This is a genomic window from Pseudomonas sp. Pseusp49, assembly GCF_059491875.1.
In genome coordinates this window covers 1,515,778-1,539,171 of the sequence record NZ_CP168514.1, presented here as the reverse complement: position 1 = coordinate 1,539,171, position 23,394 = coordinate 1,515,778, and the positions used below count along the sequence as shown (strand labels likewise).

General features: G+C 61.7%; 16 protein-coding genes. 6 read left to right on the top strand and 10 right to left on the bottom strand.

Annotation, left to right across the window (positions count from 1 at the left end):
• The first annotated feature begins 2 nt into the window (after positions 1-2).
• The 4 genes from ACEN83_RS06805 (at position 3) to aqpZ (ending at position 4,291) form a co-directional block, all read left to right on the top strand.
• Positions 3-806 carry an alpha/beta fold hydrolase gene (locus ACEN83_RS06805; protein ID WP_495579841.1) on the top strand — a complete coding sequence of 268 codons (804 nt, stop codon included), beginning with the start codon at positions 3-5 and terminating at the stop codon, positions 804-806.
• A 3-nt stretch (positions 807-809) separates the two neighbouring features.
• Entirely contained in the window at positions 810-1,367 is a 558-nt protein-coding gene (locus ACEN83_RS06800; protein WP_095963783.1) for a peptidylprolyl isomerase, read from the top strand.
• A 94-nt stretch (positions 1,368-1,461) separates the two neighbouring features.
• Positions 1,462-3,294 (top strand): ABC transporter ATP-binding protein, encoded by a 1,833-nt coding sequence (locus tag ACEN83_RS06795; protein ID WP_495579840.1) that lies wholly within the window; start codon positions 1,462-1,464, stop codon positions 3,292-3,294.
• Positions 3,295-3,592: 298 nt separating this feature from the next.
• Positions 3,593-4,291 (top strand): aquaporin Z, encoded by a 699-nt coding sequence (gene aqpZ / locus ACEN83_RS06790; RefSeq protein WP_007972470.1) that lies wholly within the window; start codon positions 3,593-3,595, stop codon positions 4,289-4,291.
• An 18-nt stretch (positions 4,292-4,309) separates the two neighbouring features.
• Here the strand turns inward: aqpZ and ACEN83_RS06785 are convergent, their stop codons facing one another.
• Complete coding sequence (locus ACEN83_RS06785; protein WP_495580849.1) at positions 4,310-5,434, bottom strand: GNAT family N-acetyltransferase; 1,125 nt, start codon at positions 5,432-5,434, stop codon at positions 4,310-4,312.
• A gap of 281 nt (positions 5,435-5,715) precedes the next feature.
• Between ACEN83_RS06785 and ACEN83_RS06780 the strand changes: the two genes are divergently transcribed.
• Entirely contained in the window at positions 5,716-7,047 is a 1,332-nt protein-coding gene (locus ACEN83_RS06780; RefSeq protein WP_007972467.1) for a putative porin, read from the top strand.
• A 216-nt stretch (positions 7,048-7,263) separates the two neighbouring features.
• On the opposite strand, the gene ACEN83_RS06775 is transcribed toward ACEN83_RS06780, so the two are convergent.
• From ACEN83_RS06775 to aceK, 3 genes are all read right to left on the bottom strand, one after another.
• Complete coding sequence (locus ACEN83_RS06775; protein ID WP_102698950.1) at positions 7,264-8,385, bottom strand: beta-ketoacyl-ACP synthase III; 1,122 nt, start codon at positions 8,383-8,385, stop codon at positions 7,264-7,266.
• Between the two features lie 341 nt (positions 8,386-8,726).
• The gene (hrpA, locus tag ACEN83_RS06770) at positions 8,727-12,638 is read right to left on the bottom strand and encodes an ATP-dependent RNA helicase HrpA (RefSeq protein WP_495579839.1); all 3,912 of its coding nucleotides are present in this window, start codon (positions 12,636-12,638) and stop codon (positions 8,727-8,729) included.
• Positions 12,639-12,861: 223 nt separating this feature from the next.
• The gene (gene aceK, locus ACEN83_RS06765) at positions 12,862-14,580 is read right to left on the bottom strand and encodes a bifunctional isocitrate dehydrogenase kinase/phosphatase (protein ID WP_495579838.1); all 1,719 of its coding nucleotides are present in this window, start codon (positions 14,578-14,580) and stop codon (positions 12,862-12,864) included.
• A 181-nt stretch (positions 14,581-14,761) separates the two neighbouring features.
• On the opposite strand from aceK, the gene ACEN83_RS06760 reads away from it, so the two are divergent.
• Positions 14,762-15,670: a DMT family transporter gene (locus tag ACEN83_RS06760; RefSeq protein ID WP_126046903.1), complete on the top strand. Its 909-nt coding sequence runs from the start codon at positions 14,762-14,764 to the stop codon at positions 15,668-15,670.
• A 111-nt stretch (positions 15,671-15,781) separates the two neighbouring features.
• Here the strand turns inward: ACEN83_RS06760 and ACEN83_RS06755 are convergent, their stop codons facing one another.
• The 6 genes from ACEN83_RS06755 to ACEN83_RS06730 all read right to left on the bottom strand — a co-directional run bounded on the left by ACEN83_RS06755 (position 15,782) and on the right by ACEN83_RS06730 (position 23,205).
• The gene (locus ACEN83_RS06755; protein ID WP_495579837.1) at positions 15,782-17,362 is read right to left on the bottom strand and encodes an aldehyde dehydrogenase (NADP(+)); all 1,581 of its coding nucleotides are present in this window, start codon (positions 17,360-17,362) and stop codon (positions 15,782-15,784) included.
• A gap of 34 nt (positions 17,363-17,396) precedes the next feature.
• Complete coding sequence (araD1, locus tag ACEN83_RS06750) at positions 17,397-18,392, bottom strand: AraD1 family protein (RefSeq protein WP_495579836.1); 996 nt, start codon at positions 18,390-18,392, stop codon at positions 17,397-17,399.
• Between the two features lie 53 nt (positions 18,393-18,445).
• Positions 18,446-19,621: an L-rhamnonate dehydratase gene (locus ACEN83_RS06745; RefSeq protein ID WP_007972458.1), complete on the bottom strand. Its 1,176-nt coding sequence runs from the start codon at positions 19,619-19,621 to the stop codon at positions 18,446-18,448.
• 290 nt (positions 19,622-19,911) lie between these two features.
• A complete protein-coding gene (locus ACEN83_RS06740; RefSeq protein WP_428606709.1) occupies positions 19,912-20,916 on the bottom strand; it encodes a 4-hydroxythreonine-4-phosphate dehydrogenase PdxA in 1,005 nt (334 codons plus the stop codon).
• A complete protein-coding gene (locus ACEN83_RS06735; protein ID WP_495579835.1) occupies positions 20,913-21,872 on the bottom strand; it encodes an amidohydrolase family protein in 960 nt (319 codons plus the stop codon). The genes ACEN83_RS06740 and ACEN83_RS06735 overlap by 4 nt, the downstream gene beginning before the upstream one ends.
• Positions 21,865-23,205, bottom strand: a complete 1,341-nt coding sequence (locus tag ACEN83_RS06730; protein WP_495579834.1) for an MFS transporter — start codon at positions 23,203-23,205, stop codon at positions 21,865-21,867. The genes ACEN83_RS06735 and ACEN83_RS06730 overlap by 8 nt, the downstream gene beginning before the upstream one ends.
• Positions 23,206-23,394: the final 189 nt, after the last annotated feature.

Genomic DNA, 23,394 nt, shown 5'->3' with positions numbered 1-23,394 from the left:
GCATGGCCTATTTCGAACACGAAGGTTGCAACCTGCACTATGAGGAATATGGCCACGGCACGCCGCTGCTGCTGGTCCACGGCCTCGGTTCCAGCACCCTGGACTGGGAAAAGCAGATCCCGGCACTGGCCACCCGCTACCGGGTGATCGTCCCGGATGTACGCGGTCACGGCCGTTCGGACAAACCCCGGGAGCGCTACAGCATTGCCGGTTTCAGCGCCGACCTGATCGCACTGATCGAGCACCTCAATCTCGGCCCGACACACTACGTCGGCCTGTCCATGGGCGGCATGATCGGCTTCCAGCTGGGTGTGGACCAGCCGACACTGCTCAAGAGCCTGTGCATCGTCAACAGTGCGCCAGAGGTCAAACTGCGCAGCCGCGACGATTACTGGCAGTGGTTCAAGCGCTGGAGCCTGATGCACGCACTCAGCCTGCGCGCCATCGGCAAGGCATTGGGCAGCAAGTTGTTCCCGAAGCCCGAGCAGGCCGACTTGCGACAAAAAATGGCCGAACGCTGGGCAAAAAACGACAAACATGCTTATCTCGCCAGCTTCAATGCCATTGTTGGCTGGGGGGTCCAGGAACGACTTTCGAAGGTCACCTGTCCAACCCTGATCGTCAGTGCCGACCGTGACTACACACCGGTGGCGCTGAAGGAAAACTACGTAAAACTGCTGCCCGATGCGCGGCTGGTGGTGATCGCCGATTCACGCCACGCCACGCCGCTGGACCAGCCGGAACACTTCAACCAAACGCTGCTGGATTTTCTGACTGCAGTCGACACCACCACTCAGGATCACTGACCCATGCTGAAAAAAATCGCCCTCGCCGCTGGCACCGTCCTGTTTGCCGCCAACCTGATGGCTGCAACGCCCGCCAAGGCGCCGCACGTTTTGCTGGAAACCACCAACGGCCAGATCGAAATCGAACTGGACCCGGTCAAGGCGCCGATCAGTACCAAGAACTTCCTTGAGTACGTCGACAGCGGCTTCTACAACAACACGATTTTCCACCGCGTGATCCCTGGCTTCATGGTTCAGGGCGGCGGGTTCACTCAACAGATGCAGCAAAAAGAAACCAAGGCGCCGATCAAGAACGAACACAACAACGGCCTGGTCAACGTTCGTGGCACCTTGTCCATGGCCCGTACCTCGGTGCCTGACTCGGCCACCAGCCAGTTCTTCATCAACGTCAAGGACAACGACTTCCTTGACCAGGGTGACGGCTACGCCGTGTTCGGCAAAGTGGTCAAAGGCATGGACGTGGTCGACATCATCGTCAATTCGCCAACCACCGTTCGTAGCGGCATGAAGGACGTGCCGGCCGACCCGGTGTTCATCAAGTCGGCCAAGCGCATCGACTGAGACTAAGCTGGACAAGGATGTCCGAGCCGTTGCCGGTGTTTGCCGGCAACGCTCAAAACGTTAAAAGGAGAGCCCGCTCGCGGGCGAACGACCCATGCTTTATCGCCGCTTTGAAAAACTGATCGACGTTTTCCGTGAAGCACCGACGGCGTCCCCGCCGGATCGTGTATTCCCTTTTTATACCTACTACCTCAAGCAGGTCTGGCCGAGCTTCGCCGCCCTGTTGATCGTCGGCCTGATTGGTGCATTGATCGAGGTGGCGCTGTTCAGCTACCTGAGCCGCATCATCGACCTGGCCCAGGGCACGCCGAACGCCAATCTGTTTCGCGAGCACGCCCTCGAACTGACCTGGATGGTGGTGGTGGCGCTGGTGCTGCGCCCCATATTCGTGGGCCTGCATGACCTGCTGGTGCACCAGACCCTGAGCCCCAGCATGACCAGCATGATCCGCTGGCAGAACCACAGCTACGTGCTCAAGCAGAGCCTGAATTTCTTCCAGAACGACTTCGCCGGGCGCATCGCCCAGCGCATCATGCAAACCGGCAACTCGCTGCGTGATTCCGCCGTGCAAGCGGTGGATGCGTTGTGGCATGTGCTGATCTACGCCATCAGTTCGCTGGTGCTGTTCGCCGAAGCCGACTGGCGCCTGATGATCCCGCTGCTGACGTGGATCTTCGCCTTCATCGGCGCCCTCTGGTACTTCGTGCCACGGGTCAAGGATCGCTCGGTGGTGGCGTCCGATGCGCGCTCCAAACTCATGGGGCGCATTGTCGACGGCTACACCAACATCACCACCCTGAAGCTGTTCGCCCACACCAACTTCGAGCAGCAATACGCCCGCGAAGCGATCAAGGAACAGACCGAGAAGGCCCAACTGGCCGGCCGCGTGGTCACCAGCATGGACGTGGTCATCACCAGCATGAACGGCCTGTTGATCGTCTGCACCACAGGCCTGGCCTTGTGGCTGTGGACGCAGTCGCTGATCAGCGTGGGGGCCATCGCCCTGGCCACCGGCCTGGTGATCCGTATCGTCAACATGTCAGGTTGGATCATGTGGGTGGTGACCGGCATCTTCGAAAACATCGGCATGGTGCAGGATGGCCTGCAGACCATTTCGCAACCGGTCAGCGTCACCGACCGCGACCAGGCCAAACCCCTGGCGGTGGCCCGTGGCGAAGTGCGTTTCGAGCAGGTGGACTTCCACTACGGCAAGCAGAGCGGGATCATCGGCGGCCTCAACCTGACCATCAAGGCTGGCGAGAAAATCGGCCTGATCGGCCCGTCCGGCGCGGGTAAATCGACCTTGGTGAACCTGCTGCTGCGCCTGTACGACGTCGAAGGCGGACGTATCCTGATCGACGGCCAGAACATCGCCGACGTCAGCCAGGAAAGCCTGCGCGAGCGCATCGGCATGATCACCCAGGACACCTCGCTGCTGCACCGCTCGATCCGTGACAACCTGCTGTACGGCAAACCCGACGCCACCGACGCCCAACTTTGGGAAGCGGTGCACAAGGCCCGGGCTGACGGTTTCATTCCTGCACTGTCGGACGCCGAAGGCCGTAGCGGTTTCGATGCCCATGTCGGTGAGCGCGGGGTGAAACTTTCCGGCGGCCAGCGCCAGCGCATCGCCATTGCCCGTGTGCTGCTCAAGGACGCGCCGATCCTGATCATGGACGAGGCCACCTCGGCGCTGGATTCGGAAGTCGAAGCGGCGATTCAGGAAAGTCTCGAAACCCTGATGCAGGGCAAGACCGTGATCGCCATCGCTCACCGGCTCTCGACCATCGCCCGGATGGACCGGCTGGTGGTGCTGGAAAACGGCAAGATCGCCGAAACCGGAACCCACACCGAGTTGCTCGCCCATGGCGGCTTGTATGCGCGGTTGTGGCAACACCAGACTGGCGGGTTTGTCGGGATCGATTGAGTCCCGAAACAACACACCGCCCCTGTGGGAGCGAGCTTGCTCGCGATGACGGAGTGTCAGTCGACAGAAATGGCGTCTGATCCACCGCTATCGCGAGCAAGCTCGCTCCCACAGGGATAAGCGTCATACCGAAGATTGAAAAACCGCCAGCCCCCGTCAAACACGGGGCCTGGCGGTTTTTCATGCCTGCTGGAATTCTGAAAAAACCGTGCTGTACTCACTGCAACGTTCTGGAGGTGGTTCTGCAGTCCATCGGCTGGAGGCTCAAGGCAGCATAATCTCGAAAGGGCACTCTCTTATGTCTCTGTTAAAACGTTCGGCGACTGAGTTGGTAGGTACGTTCTGGCTTGTATTGGGTGGTTGCGGCAGTGCGGTGTTGGCGGCGGCTTTTCCAGAGGTGGGGATCGGCTTGCTCGGGGTGTCCTTCGCGTTTGGCCTGACCGTACTGACCATGGCCTTCGCCATCGGCCATATTTCCGGCTGTCATCTCAATCCTGCGGTATCCCTCGGCCTGGTGGTGGGTGGGCGGTTTCCGGCCAGTGAATTGCCGGCCTACATCATTGCCCAGGTCATTGGCGGCGTGATTGCAGCCGCCCTGCTGTACTTCATTGCCAGCGGCAAACCCGGTTTCGAACTGGCGGGAGGCCTGGCGTCCAACGGCTACGGCGAACACTCGCCTGGCGGCTATTCGATGGCGGCAGGGTTTGTCTGTGAACTGGTGATGACCGCGATGTTCATCCTGATCATCCTCGGCGCCACCGATAAACGTGCACCGGCAGGACTGGCGCCGATTGCCATCGGCCTGGGGCTGACGCTGATCCACCTGATCTCGATCCCGGTCACCAACACCTCGGTCAACCCGGCGCGCAGCACCGGCCCGGCGCTGATCGTCGGCGGCTGGGCGATTCAACAACTGTGGATGTTCTGGGTCGCGCCCCTGCTCGGCGCAGTGGTCGGCGGCGTGCTGTATCGCTGGCTGGGCAAGGAAGACAACTGACACGCCCTACGGTGAAGATCAGCCTTGTCGATAAGGCAAGGCTGACTTCGCGTCCTCTGCATAAGCCAGCACCCCCAGCCGCTCCTGCTCCAGAAAGTCTTTCACCGCCGCCTTCAACCCCGGATGCCGCAGGTAGTGCCAGGAATGGGTAATGACGGGCTCGAATCCACGAATCAGTTTGTGCTCGCCTTGCGCACCGGCATCGAAACGCTGGAAACCGTTGACGATGGCGTAGTCCATCCCCTGGTAGAAACAGGTCTCGAAATGCAGGCGATCGAACTCCGCCAGGCATCCCCAGTAACGGCCATAAAAGCTGTCGCCCCCCACCAGGCTGAACGCCATCGCCACTGGGCGTGAACCCTGCCTGGCCAGCACCACGCGAATCGACTCCGGCATGCGTTCAGCCAACAGACTGAAAAACTCCCGCGTCAGATACGGCCTTTGCCGACGCACCGCGTAGGTATTGGCGTAGCAGGCATAGACGAAATCCCATTGCGCCTGACTCAGCTCCCGCCCCTCCAGCCATTCGAACTCGAAGCCCTGCCCGGCCACCTGTTCGCGCTCCTTGCGCATCTGTTTGCGTTTGCGCGAACTGAGCACGTCGAGGAAGTCCTGGAAATCCCGGTAACCGCGATTCTGCCAGTGATACTGACAGCCAACGCGCTGCAACCAGCCGGGCTGCTCGCTCAATGCCGCATCGGTGAATGGATCGGTGAAGTTGATGTGGGCGCTGGAAAGCCCTTCGAGTTCAAGATAGCCCGGCAGGCTTTTCAACAATTCGAAACCGTCTTCGACCGTGGCCGCCAACAGTCGCGGCCCGGTCACAGGACTGAACGGCACCGCGCTCAACAGTTTGGGGTAGTAATCGATGCCGGCGCGTTCACAGGCATCGGCCCAGGCGTGATCGAACACGTACTCGCCATAGGAATGCCACTTGCGATAGCCGGGCAGCGCGGCGATCAGGCGCTCACCTTCAACGTGCAGCAGATGCTCCGGCTGCCAGCCGGAATGGGGGCCGACACTGCCGCTGTCTTCCAGTGCGCTCAAAAAAGCGTGACGCAGAAAAGGCTGGCTCTGCGGCACCATGGCATCCCAGGTCTGCGGGGCGATTTCTGACAGTTTTTGCAGGCGTTGCAACGGCATCACCATCCTCACTCTTTATGGCGTGAAAGCCCCGCGAGTATCGCCTATCGCTCCACATTGCACACGGGCAAAGCGACGACAGTGCTCTAACTCAATGGTTCACGGCGGCGTTTTATCGTCACGGACATGACATCACATTGCCACCGCCCTGTAATAAACCATCGCGATACTGGCGCCTGTTTTTAGAGCGCCGGGTTATATCCCGGCCACAGTTTTCCGCCCCTTACGGTCGGTTGTGCCCCGGATGGCTCTGTCATCCCCTCTCATCTTCGGAGATTGATATGCGTCTTGCTTCCACGAAAACTGCGGCGGCCTTGTGCGGTGGCCTGTTGCTGGCCATGAGTGTTCCGGCCAGTGCCGCAGTCGACGCCAAACTGCTCGACATGCTCAAGGCTAACGGCTCGATCACCAACGCGCAGTACAGCGAACTGCAAGCCGAGCTGGCCAGGGATCAGAAAGAACAGCAGATTGCCCGTCAGGCTCAGCAAGAGACCAACGAGCAAATCGCGGCCACCGCGAAGAAAACCGACACACTGAGCGCCTTCGACCAGAAGCTTGCATGGGCGGCAAAGACCCAGTTCAAGGGCGACGTGCGCTTCCGTCAGGAAAACGTCCACAACGATGGCGTGCCAAACAACAAGGACCAGGACCGTCAGCGCATTCGTGCCCGCCTGGGTGCCTACAGCGAAATCAACCCGCAGGTCGACACCGGCATCCGTATTGCCACCGGCAGCAACGACGACGCTCGCTCGACCAACCAGGACCTGAACAACTACTTCGACAAGAAGCAGATCTGGCTGGACCAGGGTTACATCGACTACCACCCGGACGCGATCAAGAACCTGCACCTGGTTGGCGGCAAGATGCCGCAACAATGGGTGAGCATGGGCGACATCATCTGGGATAGCGACATCAACCCGGAAGGCCTGGCCGTCACCTACAAGTACCCGTTGAGCGGCAGCACCGAGCTGTTCGGTAGCGCCGGTCACTACACCCTCAAGGACAACGTCGACGGCGAAGGCGTGCAGTTCAAGCACGACCTGCGTCTGTACGCTGGCCAGTTGGGTGCGCGCTTCGGCATCACCGACAGCATGAAAATGACCTTGGGCGGCAGTCTCTACGCCTACGACAACGACGACAGCAGCGCCTGCCCTACCTCGGGTACCGTTACTGCGCCATGCGCACTGGCCGTCAACGGCAACAGCCCGGGCGAACGGTTCAAACTGTACGAAGGCTTTGGTCAGCTGGACTTCAGCAACCTGCCGGTTCCGCTGTCGATCTACGGTCAGTACGTCAACAACACCGATGCCAGCAACGACCAGGACACTGGCTGGCTGGCCGGTGTGAAGTCCAAGCTCTACGGCTTCAACGTGGACTACAACTACCGCGACGTACAGCGTAACGCCGTGGTGGGTGCCTTCACCGACTCCGACTTCGCCAACGGCTTCACCGGTTCGCGCGGCAGCAAGCTGAAAGTGAGCTACGACCTGGACAAGAACTTTGCCCTGGGCGCGACCTACTACATGGCGACCTCGGACCAGACCAACGCCAACATCAACAAGAAGGATTCGGACATCAACACCCTGCAACTGGATGCCGAAGCCAAGTTCTGATTCACCCGCTACACGACTCGGGCAAGGAAGCCCGGGCCCCTTTTACAGCCTGGCGTTGATGTATCGGTCCCCATCATCCTCCGATGCATCAACGCGAGACTGTTTTCTCTCCTGCAAAAAAGATCGCAGCCTTCGGCAGCTCCTACAGGGTTGGGTTCACGGTGAATCCGGTCCTGTAGGAGCTGCCGCAGGCTGCGATCTTTTCAAGCCGCAGAATCAGCGCTTGCGCAGCAACACGCTACCAATCGAGTAACCGGCGCCGAACGAGCTGAGCACGGCCAGCGAACCGGCGGCCAGATCGTCCTGGTTCTTGTGGAACGCAATCACGGAACCGGCGGAACTGGTGTTGGCGTAGGTGTCGAGAATCACCGGGGCTTCCTGTTCGGTCGCATCGCGGCCCAGCAGTTTCTTGACGATCAGGTGGTTCATGCTGAGGTTGGCCTGGTGCAGCCAGAAGCGCTTCACGTCGCTGATGTTGAGCTGGTTCTCTTGCAGATGCTCAGCGATCAGCTCGGCCACCATCGGGCAGACTTCCTTGAACACCTTGCGGCCTTCCTGCACGAACAGTTTGTCCTTGGCGCCGATACCCTCTTCCGCTGCGCGGTTGAGGAAGCCGAAGTTGTTGCGGATGTTGTTGGAGAACTTGGTCAGCAGCTTGGTGCTGACGATGTCGAACTGATACTTGGACGTCGCCAGGTCGGCACGCTCGATGATTACCGCGGTGGCGGCATCGCCGAAGATGAAGTGGCTGTCGCGGTCACGGAAGTTCAGGTGGCCGGTGCAGACTTCCGGGTTGACCATCAGGACCGCGCGGGCCTGACCCAGTTGCACGCTGTTGGCGGCGGTCTGGATACCGAAAGTCGCCGAGGAGCACGCCACGTTCATGTCGAAACCGAAACCCTGGATGCCCAGCGCTTCCTGGACTTCGATGGCAATGGCCGGGTAGGCACGTTGCAGGTTGGAGCAGGCGACGATCACGCCGTCGATGTCCGCTGCGGTCTTGCCGGCACGCTGCAGGGCTTGCTCGGCCGCGCCGATGGCCATCTGGCACAGCACCGACCACTCGTCGTTGGAACGCTCCGGCAGACGCGGGGCCATGCGTTGCGGGTCGAGAATGCCGTCCTTGTCCATGACAAAGCGGCTCTTGATGCCGGAGGCTTTTTCGATGAATGCGGCGCTGGATTCGGTCAATGCCTGCACTTCACCGCGTGCAATGGCATCGGCGTTGTCGGCGTTGAATTGCGCGACGTAAGTATTGAAAGACTGGACCAGCTCTTCATTGGAAATGCTGTTGGCCGGGGTGTACAGGCCGGTGCCACTGATGACGACATTATGCATGGTCGTGTCTCTAATCTGTTCAGGCAGAAAGCATTGGCACCGTCGTACCAATACACAAAGGGTCTATTCCCGTCCGGGGACGCAAACCTGGCATCGCTTTATTCCGACCTGCCCGCGACCGTGAAGGCTCAAAACCGCGGGGCCGGCATTTATAGGCGCGAAGTTTGCCATAAACAGTGGGTTTTGGCGCCTTTTTGCTGGATGAACCCTACCTGCGGACCATGCAAAACTGTGGGAGCGAGCTTGCTCGCGATTGCGGCCTGACAGGCAACATAGATGTTGAATGTGATGCCCCCATCGCGAGCAAGCTCGCTCCCACAGGTATTGCACTGGCCTCGGGTCTACGGCTCGACTTGCGACCACTGCTTGTTCAGGCGCTTGTCGGAGATCGGCACCTTGGTTCCCAGTTGCTGCGCAAACAGCGAAACCCGGTACTCCTCCAGCCACCAGCGATACAACTCCAGCTGCGGATCGCGCTTGCCTTCCTGGGCGTGTTTATTGGCGCGGGTCTGGTATTGCGTCCACAGGCCGCTCAATTCACCGCTCCAGACCCGGTCGCGCTGCACCTGGGCAGCGATTTTTTCGAAGCGTTGCTCAATGGCCTTGAGGTAACGCGGCAACTCCTTGAGCCATTGCATCGGTGTTTCCCGGACAAACCCCGGATAGACCAGGTGGCTGAGCTGCTGCTTGATGTCGTTCAGGGCCACGGCCTGCGCCAGGTCGATCTTGCCCTTGAAGCGTTTTTGCAGGCCATGCCAGAGCTTGAGGATTTCCAGGGTCAGCTTCGCCACACGCTCGGCGTGCTCGGTCCAGGCGCCACGCTTGCGTTCGGCCAAGGACGCCAATCCGGCGCCATCGCGTGGCAGCGGGTCTTCGCCTTCGAGAATGCAACTGTCGAGGCTGGCCAGCAGAATGTCTTCCACCAGCGCATCGACACGCCCCATGTCGCGGTACAGCAGGCCCAGCTCGGTCAGGCCCGGCAACTTGCCGCGCAGGAATTTTGCCGACTCGGCCAGTTGCTGCATCAGCAAGCGTTGCAGGGCACGGCGATGCTGGAACTCGGCCTCGGCCGGGGTCGAGAACCGCCCTTCCTTGACCGTGCCGGCTTCTTCCACCAGCGCCGGATAGACCGTCATCGATAGCCCGGCGATCTTCTGTTGGGTTTTCTCGGCCACGGCGGCGAAGACTTTCGGCTCAACCGGTTGCTGGCTCTTGGCGGTTTGCGGCACCGCCAATGCGGCCTGGCTGGCCTCGGCGAAACGCGCCGTCAGTTCGGCCAGATCGCGCCCCTCACCGAGGAACTTGCCTTGGCCGTCGACGATTTCCAGATTCATCCGCAGATGGCTTTCAACCTGCTGCGCCGCCTCGGCCCAGGCTTCATCGCTGACCCGCGCTCCGGTCATGCGCAGCAGCTCGCGACCCAAGGCCTGGGGCAGCGAGCCTTCGGCAAAGGTCATGCGCTGCAAGGCAGCCTTGACGAAGTCCGGCACCGGCACGAAATTCTTGCGCAAGGCCTTGGGCAGGTTGCGCACCAGGGCAATGCACTTGGCTTCGATGACACCCGGCACCAGCCAGTCCAGGCGCTCCGGTGGCAGCATCGGCAACAGCGGTGCCGGCACGCGCAGGGTCACGCCGTCCCGTGGATGGTTCGGTTCGAAGTGGTAGCTGAGGGCCAACTCCAGATCGCCGATGTGCAGCGTATCCGGGTAATGCTGTGCGGTGACCTCACTGGCTTCACGGGCCAGCACATCTTCTTCGCGCATGATCAACAGCTGCGGATCTTTCTGGCTGTTGATCCGGTACCAGCTGTCGAAGGTCGCGGTCTGATGAATCTCCGCCGGCAGGCGCGCGTCGTAGAACGCGTACAGGGTTTCTTCATCCGCCAGGATGTCACGACGGCGGGCCTTGGCTTCCAGTTCGTCGAGTTGCTCCAGCAGCTGTTTGTTGGCCGTCAGGCACTTGGCTTTGGACTGGATCTCGCCGCGCACCAGCGCTTCGCGGATGAACAGTTCACGAGACACCACCGGATCCACCGGGCCGTAATGCACCGGCCGTCGTCCGACCACGATCAACCCGAACAGGGTGATCTGCTCGAACGCAACCACCTGGCCGCGCTTCTTCTCCCAATGGGGTTCGAAGTGGTTTTTCTTGATCAGGTGCCCGGCGAGCGGTTCGATCCAGTCGGCGTCGATCTTCGCCACCATGCGCGCGTAAAGCTTGGTGGTTTCCACCAGTTCGGCGGTCATCAGCCACTGCGGACGCTTCTTGCCGATGCCCGACGACGGGTGAATCCAGAACCGCCGCTGACGCGCGCCGAGGTAATCGCCCTCTTCGGTTTTCTGGCCAATCTGACTGAGCAACCCCACCAGCACCGCTTTGTGCAGTTTCGGATAGTCCGCCGGCTCCTTATTGAGGCTCAACTGCATGTCGCGGCAGATCAGGCTCAACTGGCGATGAGAGTCGCGCCATTCGCGCAGGCGCAGGTAATTCAGGAAATTCTTGCGGCACCAGTTGCGCAGCGGGTTGGCGGTCAGCGCCTGGCGCTGCTCTTCGAATCCGCGCCACAGGTTGACCAGACCGGCGAAGTCCGAGTCGGCGTCTTTCCACTGGGCGTGGGCCTGATCCGCCGCTTGCTGACGCTCCGGCGGACGTTCGCGCGGGTCCTGGATCGACATGGCGCTGGCGACGATCAGCACTTCCTGCAAGCTGCCGAGCTTCGCCGCTTCCAGCAACATGCGCCCCATGCGCGGGTCCACCGGCAGTCGTGCCAATTGGCGACCGAGCGGGGTCAACTGGCTGTTGCGATCCACCGCCGAGAGTTCCTGCAGCAGGTTGTAACCGTCACTGATGGCCTTGCCATCCGGCGGCTCGATGAACGGGAACGCGCTGACCTCGCCAAGGCGCAGGTGCAACATCTGCAAAATGACCGCCGCGAGGTTGGTCCGCAGGATTTCCGGATCGGTAAATTCCGGGCGACCGAGGAAATCCTCTTCGCTGTACAGACGCACGCAGATGCCCGGCTCGACCCGTCCGCACCGGCCCTTGCGCTGGTTGGCGCTGGCCTGGGAAACGGCTTCGATCGGCAGGCGCTGGACCTTGGCCCGGTAGCTGTAGCGGCTGATGCGCGCGGTGCCGCTGTCGATCACGTAACGGATGCCCGGCACGGTGAGCGAGGTTTCCGCGACGTTGGTCGCCAGCACCACGCGACGCCCCGGGTGCGACTGGAAAATCCGCTGCTGCTCGGCCGGCGACAGGCGCGCGTACAGCGGCAGGATTTCGGTGTGCTTGAGCTGGGCCTTGCGCAGCATGTCGGCGGCGTCGCGAATCTCACGTTCACCCGGCAGGAATACCAGCACGTCACCGGGACTGCGGCGCTCACTGCGCTCGTAGGCGGCTATTTCGTCGAGGGTGGCGAGGATCGCCTGATCCACCGTCAGGTCGTCCTCGACGCGGTTACCCTCTTCGTCCTGCTCCAGGGTCAGCGGGCGATACCAGGTGTCCACCGGGAACGTACGGCCGGACACCTCGACAATCGGCGCATCGTCGAAGTGTTTGGAGAAACGCTCCAGGTCGATGGTCGCCGAGGTGATGATGACCTTCAGGTCCGGGCGGCGCGGCAGCAGGGTTTTCAGGTAGCCGAGCAGGAAATCGATGTTGAGGCTACGTTCGTGGGCTTCGTCGACGATGATCGTGTCGTAGCGTTCCAGATAGCGGTCGTTCTGGGTTTCCGCCAGCAGGATGCCGTCGGTCATCAGTTTGATCAGGGTATTGGAATCGCTCTGGTCCTCGAAGCGCACCTGATAGCCGACCAGGGCGCCGAGCGGCGTGCCCAGCTCTTCGGCAACCCGGCTGGCCACGCTGCGCGCCGCGATCCGCCGTGGCTGGGTGTGGCCGATCAAGCCATACTGGCCGCGCCCGATCTCCAGGCAGATCTTCGGTAACTGGGTGGTTTTACCCGAGCCGGTCTCACCGGCGATGATCAGCACCTGGTGCTTTTCCAGCGCCTTCTTGATTTCGTCGCGCTTGGCGGCAATCGGCAAACTGTCGTCGTAACGAATCACCGGCAGGCTGGCGCGGCGCGCCAGCACCTGCTCACAGGACGCCTGCATGCGCGTCACCCACTGGCCCAGTTTGGCCTCGTCGGGTTTCTTGCGCAGCTCAAGCAACTGCCGCCGCAGCCGGTGGCGGTCGGCGAGCATGGCGTGATCGAGGTTTTTCAGCAGTTTGTCGATGGAGGGCGATTCGTCGGTCATCGGGTACGCAATTCAGTCGTCTAGTGGCGCAGGGTGGCGATTGTCGCAGATTTGCCATGGATTGGCTGGTTCTCCTGTAGGAGCTGCCGAAGGCTGCGATCTTTTGATCTTGCTTTTCAAAGATGTCGAAAAAATCAAGATCAAAAGATCGCAGCCTTCGGCAGCTCCTACAGGAGTTTGATGTGATCGTTCCCATGCAGAGCATGGGAACGATCAGGTTGAATTATTCGTTGTCGAGGCCTTTGCGGCGATACGGGAACACGTCGATCACTTTGCCGGCGCGAATCGCCTCCTGCAGGCTTTTCCAGTAATCGGCGTTGTACAGCTCGCCATGCAACTGATCGAACAACTTGCGCTGCCCCGAATCGGCAAACAGGAACGGCGGAAACTCTTCCGGGAACACATCCAGCGGCCCGATCGAGTACCAGGGTTCGGACGCCATCTCGTCTTCCGGCGTGCGCGGTTGTGGGATGTGGCGGAAGTTGGCCTCGGTGAGAAAGCAGATTTCGTCGTAGTCGTAGAACACCACCCGGCCGTGACGGGTGACGCCAAAGTTCTTCAGCAGCATGTCGCCGGGAAAGATGTTGGCCGCCGCCAGTTGCTTGATCGCCAGGCCGTAATCTTCCAGGGCTTCGCGCACCTGCGCTTCGTTGGCGTTTTCCAGATACAGGTTCAGCGGGGTCATGCGCCGTTCGGTCCAGCAGTGACGGATCAGCACCGTGTCGCCTTCCACCGACACCGTGGAGGGTGCGACGTCCAGCAGTTCCTCCAGGCACGCCGGGTCGAACTTGCCCAGCGGGAAACGGAAGTCGGCGAATTCCTGGGTATCGGCCATGCGCCCGACGCGATCGACGCTTTTCACCAGGCGGTACTTTTCGATCACTGTGGCGCGGTCGACGTTTTTCGATGGCGAGAAACGGTCCTTGATGATTTTGAACACGGTGTTGAACCCCGGCAGGGTGAACACGCTCATGACCATGCCGCGCACACCGGGGGCCATGATGAACTGGTCGTCGGTGTTGGCCAGGTGATTGATCAGCGCCCGGTAGAACTCCGACTTGCCGTGCTTGTAGAAGCCGATCGAGGTGTACAGCTCGGCGATGTGCTTGCCCGGCAGGATGCGCCGCAGGAAGCCGATGAATTCCGCCGGCACCGGCACATCCACCATGAAATACGAGCGGGTGAAGGAGAAAATGATCGACACGTCCGCTTCGTCGGTGATCAGCGCATCGATCTGAATACCGCGACCTTCCAGGTGCAGCAAGGGAATTGCCAGCGGCCATTGCTCGTCGGCGGTGTAGATGCGCCCCACCAGGTACGCACCTTTATTGCGGTACAGCACCGAGGAAAACAGCTCGACGCTCAACTCCGGGTCCTTGCACACCCAGTCCGGCAGGTTCTCGCGCAGTTGCGCTTCGAGGCGCTTGAGGTCACCGGACAGGTCGGCGTAATCCTCGCTGAAGCGGTAGTCGGCGAAGATGCTGGCCAGCATCGCCGAGAGTTGGCCTTGCGGCTTGTAGGTGCGGGTTTGCGCGGCCCGGGCACGGCGCAGGCTCGGCCGGGTGGTGTGGATGAACATGCAGCCGTCGCTGATCAGGTCATGGCTGAACAGCCCGCAGAAGATCGAGTTGTACCAGGTCTCGGACAGTTCATCGTCGAAGCGCAGGTCGATCAGGCTGATGTAGGCACTTTTCACCAGTGGCCAGCAGCTGACGTCCAGGGTGTCGGCGTCAAACGCAGTGCGCAGCCGCTCTACCGTTTCACTGACTTTATCTTCGTACAGATTGATCCGCGCCGCCGACGCCGATTGCGTCTCTTGCCACCGGGCCTGTTCGAAGCGGGCCCGGGCACCGTCGGTGATCTGCCGGAAATGCTCGCGGTAATCGTCAAAGCCATCGAGGATCAAGCGGGCGATGTCGGCGGCTGGCCATTGCTGCGGCATGGTGAGACCTCTGCGGGAATTCGGGAGGCTTGAGCTTAGCCAGTGAACCGGGTGCAGGAGAAGCGTAATTTTCCAGGCGCCGCGTCATCGACGCCCTGAAGAGTTCAATGCCCGGTTTTCGGTTGCCATCGATCACGCACTCAGCAACACTTTCGCCCCTTCATCATGGAAGGAACGCGCTGTGAACCCCGTCGATATTTTCCGTTTACTGTCCCTGGCGGCCATTTGGGGTGCGAGTTTTCTGTTCATGCGCATCATCGCCCCGGTGATCGGCTCCCTGCCCACCGCGTTTTTCCGCGTATCGATTGCCGCCGTCGGGTTGCTGGTGATTCTTGGCCTGATGCGCATCAGCTGGGATTTCAAGGGCAAACTCAAGACCGTGATGCTGCTCGGGGTGATCAACTCCGGCATCCCCGCGACCCTGTACTCCGTTGCCGCGCAGGTGCTGCCTGCCGGTTACTCGTCGATTTTCAATGCCACGACCCCCTTGATGGGCGTGCTGATCGGCGGCCTGTTTTTCCATGAAAGGCTCACTGGCGCCAAGCTCGGTGGCGTATTCCTGGGGTTGTTCGGCGTGGGCGTGCTGACCCGTGCCGGTCCGGTGGCGTTCGATATGGCACTGCTGATGGGGGCCGTCGCCTGCCTGCTCGCCACCACGTGCTACGGATTTGCCGGATTCCTGGCCCGCCGCTGGCTCGATCAGGCCGGCGGTCTCGATAGTCGTTTGTCGGCACTGGGCAGCATGCTTGGCGCGACCTTGTTCCTGCTGCCGCTGTTCGGCTACAGCGTGATCAGCCAGCCACCGGCGAGCTGGGGCGGCTGGAGCGTATGGCTGTCGTTGCTGGGCTTGGGGCTGGGCTGCACGGCGTTTGCCTACATTATTTACTTCCGGCTGCTGAGTTCGATCGGCCCGGTGAAGTCGATGACCACGACCTTCCTGATCCCGCTGTTTGGCGTGTTGTGGGGCGCGCTGTTTCTCGATGAGCCGCTGTCGATGGCGCATATCTATGGCGGGGTGTTGATTGCGTTGGCGTTGTGGCTGGTGTTGAAGCCGGCTGCGGTGAAGCCGGGTTTGGTGGCTGAGCGGTAGAGTTGTTGCGTGGCGGATGACGCTTTCGCGGGCAAGCCCGCTCCCACAGGGTTTGCGCGGTCCTTGTGGGAGCGGGCTTGCTCGCGAAGGCGATAGACCAGACACCAACAATCACAAAGCGGAAATACTCACCTCCCCATCCACCAACCGACGAATCCCCAGCGGATTGCCGTTCTGCAACGCCTCGGGCAGCAGCGCGTCCGGATAATTCTGGAAGCATACCGGCCGCAGGAAGCGATCGATCGCCAAGGTGCCGACCGAGGTCCCCCGCGAGTCGGATGTCGCCGGATACGGCCCGCCATGCACCATGGACTCGCAGACTTCGACGCCGGTCGGATAGCCGTTGAGCAGGATCCGCCCGACCTTCTCTTGCAACAGTTCCGCCAGCCAGCGGTACTCCAGCAGTTCGTCGGCTTCGCCAATCAAGGTCGCGGTCAATTGCCCACGCAAGCCCTGCAATGCTGCCGCCAACTGCGCCCGATCCTCGACCTCGATGACGATGGTGGTGGGCCCGAACACTTCCTCCTGCAGCAATTCATCGCCCTTGAGCAACAGGCCGGTATCGGCCTTGAACACCTGCGGCTGCGCCTGATTGCCCTGTTGCGGCCGGCCCGCCAGATGGCTCAGGCCCGGATGTTCGTGCAGTTCGCCAAGGCCCCGGTTGTAGCTGGCCAGCGTGCCGGCGTTGAGCATGGTTTGCGCTGGCTGCTGGTTCATGTGGGCGCAGAAAGTCTCAAGAAAAGCACTGAACTGCGGCGAGCGCACACCAATGACCAGCCCGGGATTGGTGCAGAACTGGCCACAGCCCAGGGTCACCGAACCTGCCAATTGCGCCGCGATCTGCTCACCGCGCACCTCGAGGGCTTGCGGCAGCAGGAACACCGGATTGATGCTCGACATCTCGGCGAACACCGGGATCGGCTGCGGCCGGTTTGCGGCCATGTGGCTCAGGGCATTGCCGCCCTTGAGTGAACCGGTGAAGCCAACTGCCTGAATCGCCGGATGCTTGACCAGCCATTCACCGACACCGCCGCCGTAGATCATGTTGAACACACCGGCCGGCATACCGGTTTTTTCCGCGGCACGGATGATCGCGTCAGCCACCCACTGTGCGGTTGCCATGTGCCCGCTGTGGGCCTTGAACACCACCGGGCAACCGGCGGCCAGTGCCGAGGCGGTATCGCCACCGGCGGTGGAAAAGGCCAGCGGGAAGTTGCTCGCGCCGAACACCGCCACCGGCCCCAGGGCGATGCGGTACTGACGCAGATCCGGACGCGGCAATGGCTGGCGATCCGGCAAGGCACGGTCGATGCGCGCACCATAGAAGTCGCCGCGACGCAGTACCTTGGCGAACAGGCGCAACTGGCCGCTGGTGCGGCCACGCTCACCTTGGATACGCCCGGCCGGCAACGCTGTCTCGCGACACACGGTGGCGACGAACTCATCGCCCAGCCCGTCGATTTCATTGGCGATGGCGTCGAGAAACCGCGCGCGTCTTTCCGCACTCAGGTTGCGGTAGGTCGGGTATGCCGCAGCCGCGGCTTTGGCAGCGGCATCCACTTCGGCTTCGCTGGCCTGGAAGAAGGTGCCGGGCAAGGGCTCGCCAGTGGTGGCGTCGAGGCTTTGCAACTGCAACGTGCCGTTGGCGCTGCGGCGACCACCGATGTAGTTGTGTCCAGGAAACAGGCTCATGTGGATTCCTTGATCGATTGCAGACCTACGGGGGTCAGAGTGTGCGTACCTGACCGATAGCCAAAGGCTGGGCGCTCTCGCCGATGCCGTTGACCAAAGGCGCGCCGAACTCATCGAGACTAATCTGGAAGCTGTCCCCCGGCTGGGTCTTCACACCGTCGGCAAACGACAGCGTGGCGGTACCGAAGTAGTGCACATGAACATCGCCGGGACGCAAAAACTGCGCGTACTTGAAGTGATGAAATTCGAGATTGGCCAGGCTGTGGCACATGTTGTCTTCGCCGCTGAGAAACTCTTTTTCCCAGATCGTCTGGCCGTTGCGCGTGATGCGGCTGGTGCCGACCAGATGCCTGGGCAACTCACCGACGCGCAGCTCCGGGCCAAAGGAGCAGCAACGCAGTTTCGAATGAGCGAGATACAGGTAGTTGCGCCGCTCCATGACGTGGTCGGAGAACTCGTTACCCAGCGCGTAACCGACACGGTACGGCTGGCCGTCGTCGCCGATCACATACAGGCCGGTCAGTTCCGGCTCCTCACCGGCGTCCTCGGCAAACGGCGGCACCGGGAAATCCGCACCGGGACGCACGACGATGCTGCCGTCGCCCTTGTAGAACCACTCCGGTTGCGCACCGACCTGCTCCGCCGCCGGTTTGCCGCCCTCCAACCCCCACTTGAACATGCGCATGGTGTCGGTCATGCCGGCTTCGACTTCACCGTCGTGCTGGTGCATTTTGTCCCGCGCCGCAGCGCTGCCCAGATGGGTCAGGCCGGTGCCGCTGATCAGGCAATGGGCAGGGTCTTCGTGGTCCAGCGGTGGCAGGACCTTGCGCTGCTGCAACAGCTGCGCGTAATCCGGACCGGGTTCGCTGCCGCGCCGGGCGATTTCTTCTTGCAGGCTGCACTGGGCACGGATGGCGGCCAGGGCCAGTTCACGGGTACTGCGGGTATCGCGCAGCACCTGGACCCAAGCGCCCTCAACCACGCCAACCTGGCGTTGCCCGTCGCTGTTTTCAAACTGAATCAGACGCATGTCGGTCCTCCGAAAAGTCGTGGTGGGCGCCGCGAGAAAGCGGCGCCGGACGGTCACTCGATGATGTTGAAATCGCTCAGGTACTCATCGGAGATTTCCAGGCCCAGACCCGGCTTGTTGTCATCCAGCTGGATGTAGCCGTTGACCGGCTGCGGCTCGCCCTTGAACACGTAGTAGAAGAGCTCGTTGCCGACTTCGACGTCGAACACCGGGAAGAACTCGGCCATCGGCGAAGCCGTGGTGGACATGGTCAGGTGGTAGTTGTGCATCTGCCCGGCATGGGGGATGACCGGCACCGACCAGGCCTCGGCCATGGCGTTGATCTTGCGCGCGGCGGTGATGCCGCCGACGCGGTTGGTGTCGTACTGGATCACGTCGACGGCGCGGCGCTCCAGCAGGTCTTTGAAGCCGTAGGAAGTGAATTCATGTTCGCCGCCGGAGATCGGCATGATCCCCATCTTCTTCAGCTCGATGTAGCCTTCGATGTCGTCGGCGATCACCGGTTCTTCGAGCCAGCGCGGCTCGAACTCGGCGAGTTTCGGCAACATGCGCCGGGCATACTCGAGGGTCCAGCCCATGTAGCATTCGAGCATGATGTCGACGTCGGGGCCGGCCAGCTCCCGCAGGGCGCGCACCTGTTCGATGTTGCGGCGCATGCCCGCCGGACCGTCCTTCGGGCCATAGCCGAAGCGCATCTTCAGCGCGGTGAAACCCTGGTTCAGGTAGCCCTGCGCTTCTTCGAGGAACAGGTCGAGGTTGTCGTTGGCGTAGAGCTTGGACGCGTAGGTCCAGATCTTTTCCTTGGTGCGCCCGCCGAGTAGCTTGAACACCGGCTTGTTCACCGCTTTGCCCATGATGTCCCAGATCGCGATGTCGATGGCCGAGATCGCCGCCATGCCGATGCCCTTGCGCCCCCAGGCGTGGCTCTGGCGGTACATTTTCTGCCAGATGTATTCGTTGTCGAACGGGTCTTCGCCAATGGCGATCGGCGCCAGGTAGGTGTCGATGATTTCCTTGGCCACGCGCGGCGCCAGGGCACAGTTACCGATGCCGACGAGGCCGGTGTCGGTCTCGACTTCCACCACCAGCCAGCCGTGGAAACGGAACGAGCCCATGGCGTCGCCGCGCTCGAAGAGAATGTCGCTGGCGTTGGTGCAGAAGTGCGCCTGGGGTGGCACGACTTTGCCTTTCCACTCGAAAACGCGGGTACGGATCGCTTTGATTTTCATGAATACGGTTCCTTGCGCTGCCGGCTTCTTGTCATTGTGAGTCGCTGCGCACTGCCGTTCGGGTGGCGGTCTTGCGCATTCGATGGAGCGACTTTAGCCAGCGGCCAAGGGTTGCGGATAATCACTTATGCGTATCCGGCGATAACCTGGGGTGATAGCGGAATCCGGTTATTGGGCGTTTCAGGTTATCGGGTGACGCAAAAAAGATCGCAGCCTTCGGCAGCTCCTACAGAGGAATGCGATCCCTTGTAGGAGCTGCCGAAGGCTGCGATCTTTTGACCTTTCAACAATCAGTAACTGTTGCCACCCATCCGGCACGCAATCTCGAACGCCTGGCGTATCGCGCCGACATTCGCCTTGCCCTGCCCCGCGATGTCGAACGCGGTGCCATGGGCCGGGGTGGTGATCGGGATCGGCAGTCCGCCCTGCACCGTCACCCCACGGGAGAACCCCATCAGCTTGATCGCGATCTGCCCCTGGTCGTGGTACATGGTCACCACCGCGTCGAAGGCACTGGCATCGCCCTGGACCTTGAGGAAGATCGTGTCGGCCGGATAAGGTCCGTCCGCCGCGATCCCCAGTGCCTGCGCCGAACGTACCGCCGGGCCGATGATGTCCAGTTCCTCGCGACCGAACGAACCGTTATCACCGTTATGCGGATTCAGCCCGCAGACGCCGATGCGCGGCTTTTCCAGCCCGTTGCGCTTGAGCGCGGTGTCGATCAATTGAATCGCTTCGACCACCCGTTGCTGGCTGAGCAGGCCCGGCACATCGGCCAGGGCCACATGGGAGGTCACCCGCGAAGTCCAGAGATTGTCGAGCACGTTGAATTCGCAGAACGGTCCATGGAAATCCAGCAACTCGGCGAACCAGTGCAGCTCATCGCTGTGGGCCATGCCGGCCATGTGCAGTGAAGTCTTGTTCAATGGCCCGAACAACACGGCGTCGGTGATGCCCGCTTCGGTCAGGCGCAGGGCTTTTTCCAGGGTGTCGAGGCTGTAGCGGCCTCCGATGACGCTGGCCTCGCTCCGCGGAAATTCACCGAGGGTATCACCGCGAAAGTCATAGAACAGCGGCGTGTCATCGACGAATGCTAGCTGCTCCAGGGACTCGACGCGACGATAGGGAAATTCCATCCCGGCAATGCGCATGCCGCGACGCATTTCCGCTTCGTCGGCGATCAGGATCACATTGGCCTGGGCACGCACTTCAGGCTCGCCCAGCAGGCGCGCGATCAGCTCAGGGCCGATGCCCGCCGGGTCCCCCAGGACCATCGCGATGGTGGATTTGCTCATGCTTCACTCCTCAAGGGTTCAGGCTGCGCCCGGTCGTTGGCGCAAGGCTCGCAGCGATAGACCCGCTGCGCGTTGCTGTAGAAAAGTCGTTCCTGATCGGCTGTCGGCAGATCGGCGACGATGGATTTGAAACCGCTGTAGATGTCGTCGAACGAGCCGCACAGGCTGTCCACGGGGAAGTTGCTGGCGAACATCGCCCGGTGGCTGCCGAACATGGCGATCACCTCGCGCACGATCCAGGCGTTGTCCTTGGCGCGCCAGCGCTGGCCGCCCTGCCCCAGGCCGGAAATCTTCACCTGCACGTTCGGCCACTGCGCCAGCCGCGCCAGCGCCAGACGCCAGCCCGCCAGGCCTTCGGCACTGCGGTCATTGGGCAAACCGGCGTGGTTGAGAATCAGCGTGATGCCGGGAAAATCCCGGGCCAGGCGTTCGGCCTCGTGCAGGTTCCACCAGGGCGTCTGCAAATCGAAATGCAGCCCCAGCCCTTCGAGCGCGGCGTAACTGCGGCGCCAGTGTTCGTCACTCATCAGGCTGCGCAGGTGCCCCACCTGCGCCGGCGCGATCGGGCCACCGGGTTTGTGGCGCACGCTGCGCACATGCTTGAAGCGCGCCTGTTCGGTGAGCACATCGATAGCGTCCGGATGATCGAGCCAGGCTTGCGCCACGACCGCATTGGGTACGCCGTAGCGGGCGGCCAGTTGCTCGATGAAACGGGTTTCGCCAATCGGGTCCTGCGGGTTCCACTCGGTCTCGACGTACACCGTTTGCACGACGTTATGCGAACCTGCATCGGCGAAGTAATCCTCGGGAAAATAGCGGCGCTTGATCGCGCTGTAGTCTCCGTAGCGAAAGGGTATGATGGCCTCGGGGGCAAGCCATGGGTGGTCGTTGACGGTCGGGTCCCAGAAGTGATGATGGGCATCGATGATCGGGCCGTTCCACAACGCGTTAGTCATGACGCACCTCGTCGAGGCTGATGAACAAGGTCGCGAGCACGAAGACTGCCGAGCACGCCGCGAAGAACCCGAGCACCGGGGCAAAACCACCGGCCGCTTGCAGAATCACCCCCACCAGGATCGGCACGGCGATGCCGCCGGTGCTGCCGGCCATGTTCATCACGCCACCGATCAAACCGACCCGCGCCGGCGCCGCCAGCAGCGCCGGGAAGCTCCAGTAGAGGCTGCCCCACATCAGGAAGAACGCGGTCATGGCCAACAGCGCCACCGCCGCAAAAGGATTGCTCAAGGTCGGCAGCAACAGGAATGCGCCGAGGGCCACCAGCCCGGAAAACGCCAGCAGGCTCTTCACCGCCACCCCGCGACTCACGCCTTTGCGAATCAAGCCATCACAGAGGAAACCTCCGGTCAACGAACCCAGGGCACCGCAGACAAAAATCACGAAGGTCGCCGCACCAATCCCCTTGATATCGAAACCCCGGGCCTGGGCCAGGTAACTTGGACCCCAGGTCAGCAGGCCGAAATACACCATCGCCCAACTCGCCCTGCCGATCAGCAAACCGCTGAGCGAGCGTGGCGCAATACCCAGCCCCTTGACCGGCGCCCGGGCCGCTTCGGCGGCGGGCGTGGCGCGGCCGGCGTTGATTTTCTCAAGCTCCGCCGCATTGACTTGCGGGTGACCGGCCGGGTCATCGCGCAGATAACGCCGCGCCAGCCAGGCCAGCACCAGGGTGGCGACACCGGCGATCACGAAGGCCAGGCGCCAGGAGTCCAGCGAGGCAATCAGCCAGGCAATGATCAACCCGCCAAGGGCCACGCCCAACGGGCTGCCGCTGTCCATCAACACCGCGCCGCGACTGCGCTCGCTCGGGGCCAGCCACAGGGAAATCAGCTTGCCGCCCGACGGGAACAGCGGTGCTTCGGCGGCGCCCAGTGCAACCCGGGCAAACAACAACGACAAGCCGCCCGTGGCAAACGCCGCCAACACCTGAAACGTACCCCACAACCCGGTGGACCAACTGATGACCCGGTGCGGGCCGAAGCGGTCGATCAGCCAGCCGCCGGGAATCTGCAACAGTGCGTAGGCCCAGAAAAAGCTGCTGAGGATCAGCCCTTGCAGGCTCGGTGACAGGGAAAACTCATGGGCGATGGTCGGCATCGCAATGGACAGCGACACCCGGTCGATCAGGTTGACCATTGTCAGCGCGAAGATGATCGCGAAGATCCGCCAGCGTACGTTGCTGGCCTTGACGGCGCAGCTCTGCGCGGGTGCCGCGGCCTGGGGCTGGATATCCGCGCCGGCCAGGTTCAGGGATGCACTGGAACGAGCCATGGTGCGTACCTCTTTTATTATTTTTGTGGGGACTGCAGCGCCGCTTCCTGGCGACATTTGTGAGCACTATCGAAGGCTCGCTGATAACCGTCTAATCAAAACTTGAAATCAGGCGATAGCCTCGGGTTATGTCATGACCTGCTTTCAACGACCTTTCAACGTTGCCACGCATGCTTTTCTGTAGGAGCG

Coding starts and splice junctions, on each gene's coding strand:
- ACEN83_RS06775 (WP_102698950.1), bottom strand. CDS start 8,385: ATGCATAATGTCGTCATCAGTGGCACCGGCCTGTACACCCCGGCCAAC.
- ACEN83_RS06735 (WP_495579835.1), bottom strand. CDS start 21,872: ATGACTAACGCGTTGTGGAACGGCCCGATCATCGATGCCCATCATCAC.
- ACEN83_RS06740 (WP_428606709.1), bottom strand. CDS start 20,916: ATGAGCAAATCCACCATCGCGATGGTCCTGGGGGACCCGGCGGGCATC.
- aqpZ (WP_007972470.1), top strand. CDS start 3,593: ATGTCTCTGTTAAAACGTTCGGCGACTGAGTTGGTAGGTACGTTCTGG.
- ACEN83_RS06785 (WP_495580849.1), bottom strand. CDS start 5,434: ATGCCGTTGCAACGCCTGCAAAAACTGTCAGAAATCGCCCCGCAGACC.
- ACEN83_RS06800 (WP_095963783.1), top strand. CDS start 810: ATGCTGAAAAAAATCGCCCTCGCCGCTGGCACCGTCCTGTTTGCCGCC.
- ACEN83_RS06745 (WP_007972458.1), bottom strand. CDS start 19,621: ATGAAAATCAAAGCGATCCGTACCCGCGTTTTCGAGTGGAAAGGCAAA.
- ACEN83_RS06730 (WP_495579834.1), bottom strand. CDS start 23,205: ATGGCTCGTTCCAGTGCATCCCTGAACCTGGCCGGCGCGGATATCCAG.
- ACEN83_RS06755 (WP_495579837.1), bottom strand. CDS start 17,362: ATGAGCCTGTTTCCTGGACACAACTACATCGGTGGTCGCCGCAGCGCC.
- aceK (WP_495579838.1), bottom strand. CDS start 14,580: ATGCCGCAGCAATGGCCAGCCGCCGACATCGCCCGCTTGATCCTCGAT.
- ACEN83_RS06805 (WP_495579841.1), top strand. CDS start 3: ATGGCCTATTTCGAACACGAAGGTTGCAACCTGCACTATGAGGAATAT.
- araD1 (WP_495579836.1), bottom strand. CDS start 18,392: ATGCGTCTGATTCAGTTTGAAAACAGCGACGGGCAACGCCAGGTTGGC.
- hrpA (WP_495579839.1), bottom strand. CDS start 12,638: ATGACCGACGAATCGCCCTCCATCGACAAACTGCTGAAAAACCTCGAT.
- ACEN83_RS06780 (WP_007972467.1), top strand. CDS start 5,716: ATGCGTCTTGCTTCCACGAAAACTGCGGCGGCCTTGTGCGGTGGCCTG.
- ACEN83_RS06795 (WP_495579840.1), top strand. CDS start 1,462: ATGCTTTATCGCCGCTTTGAAAAACTGATCGACGTTTTCCGTGAAGCA.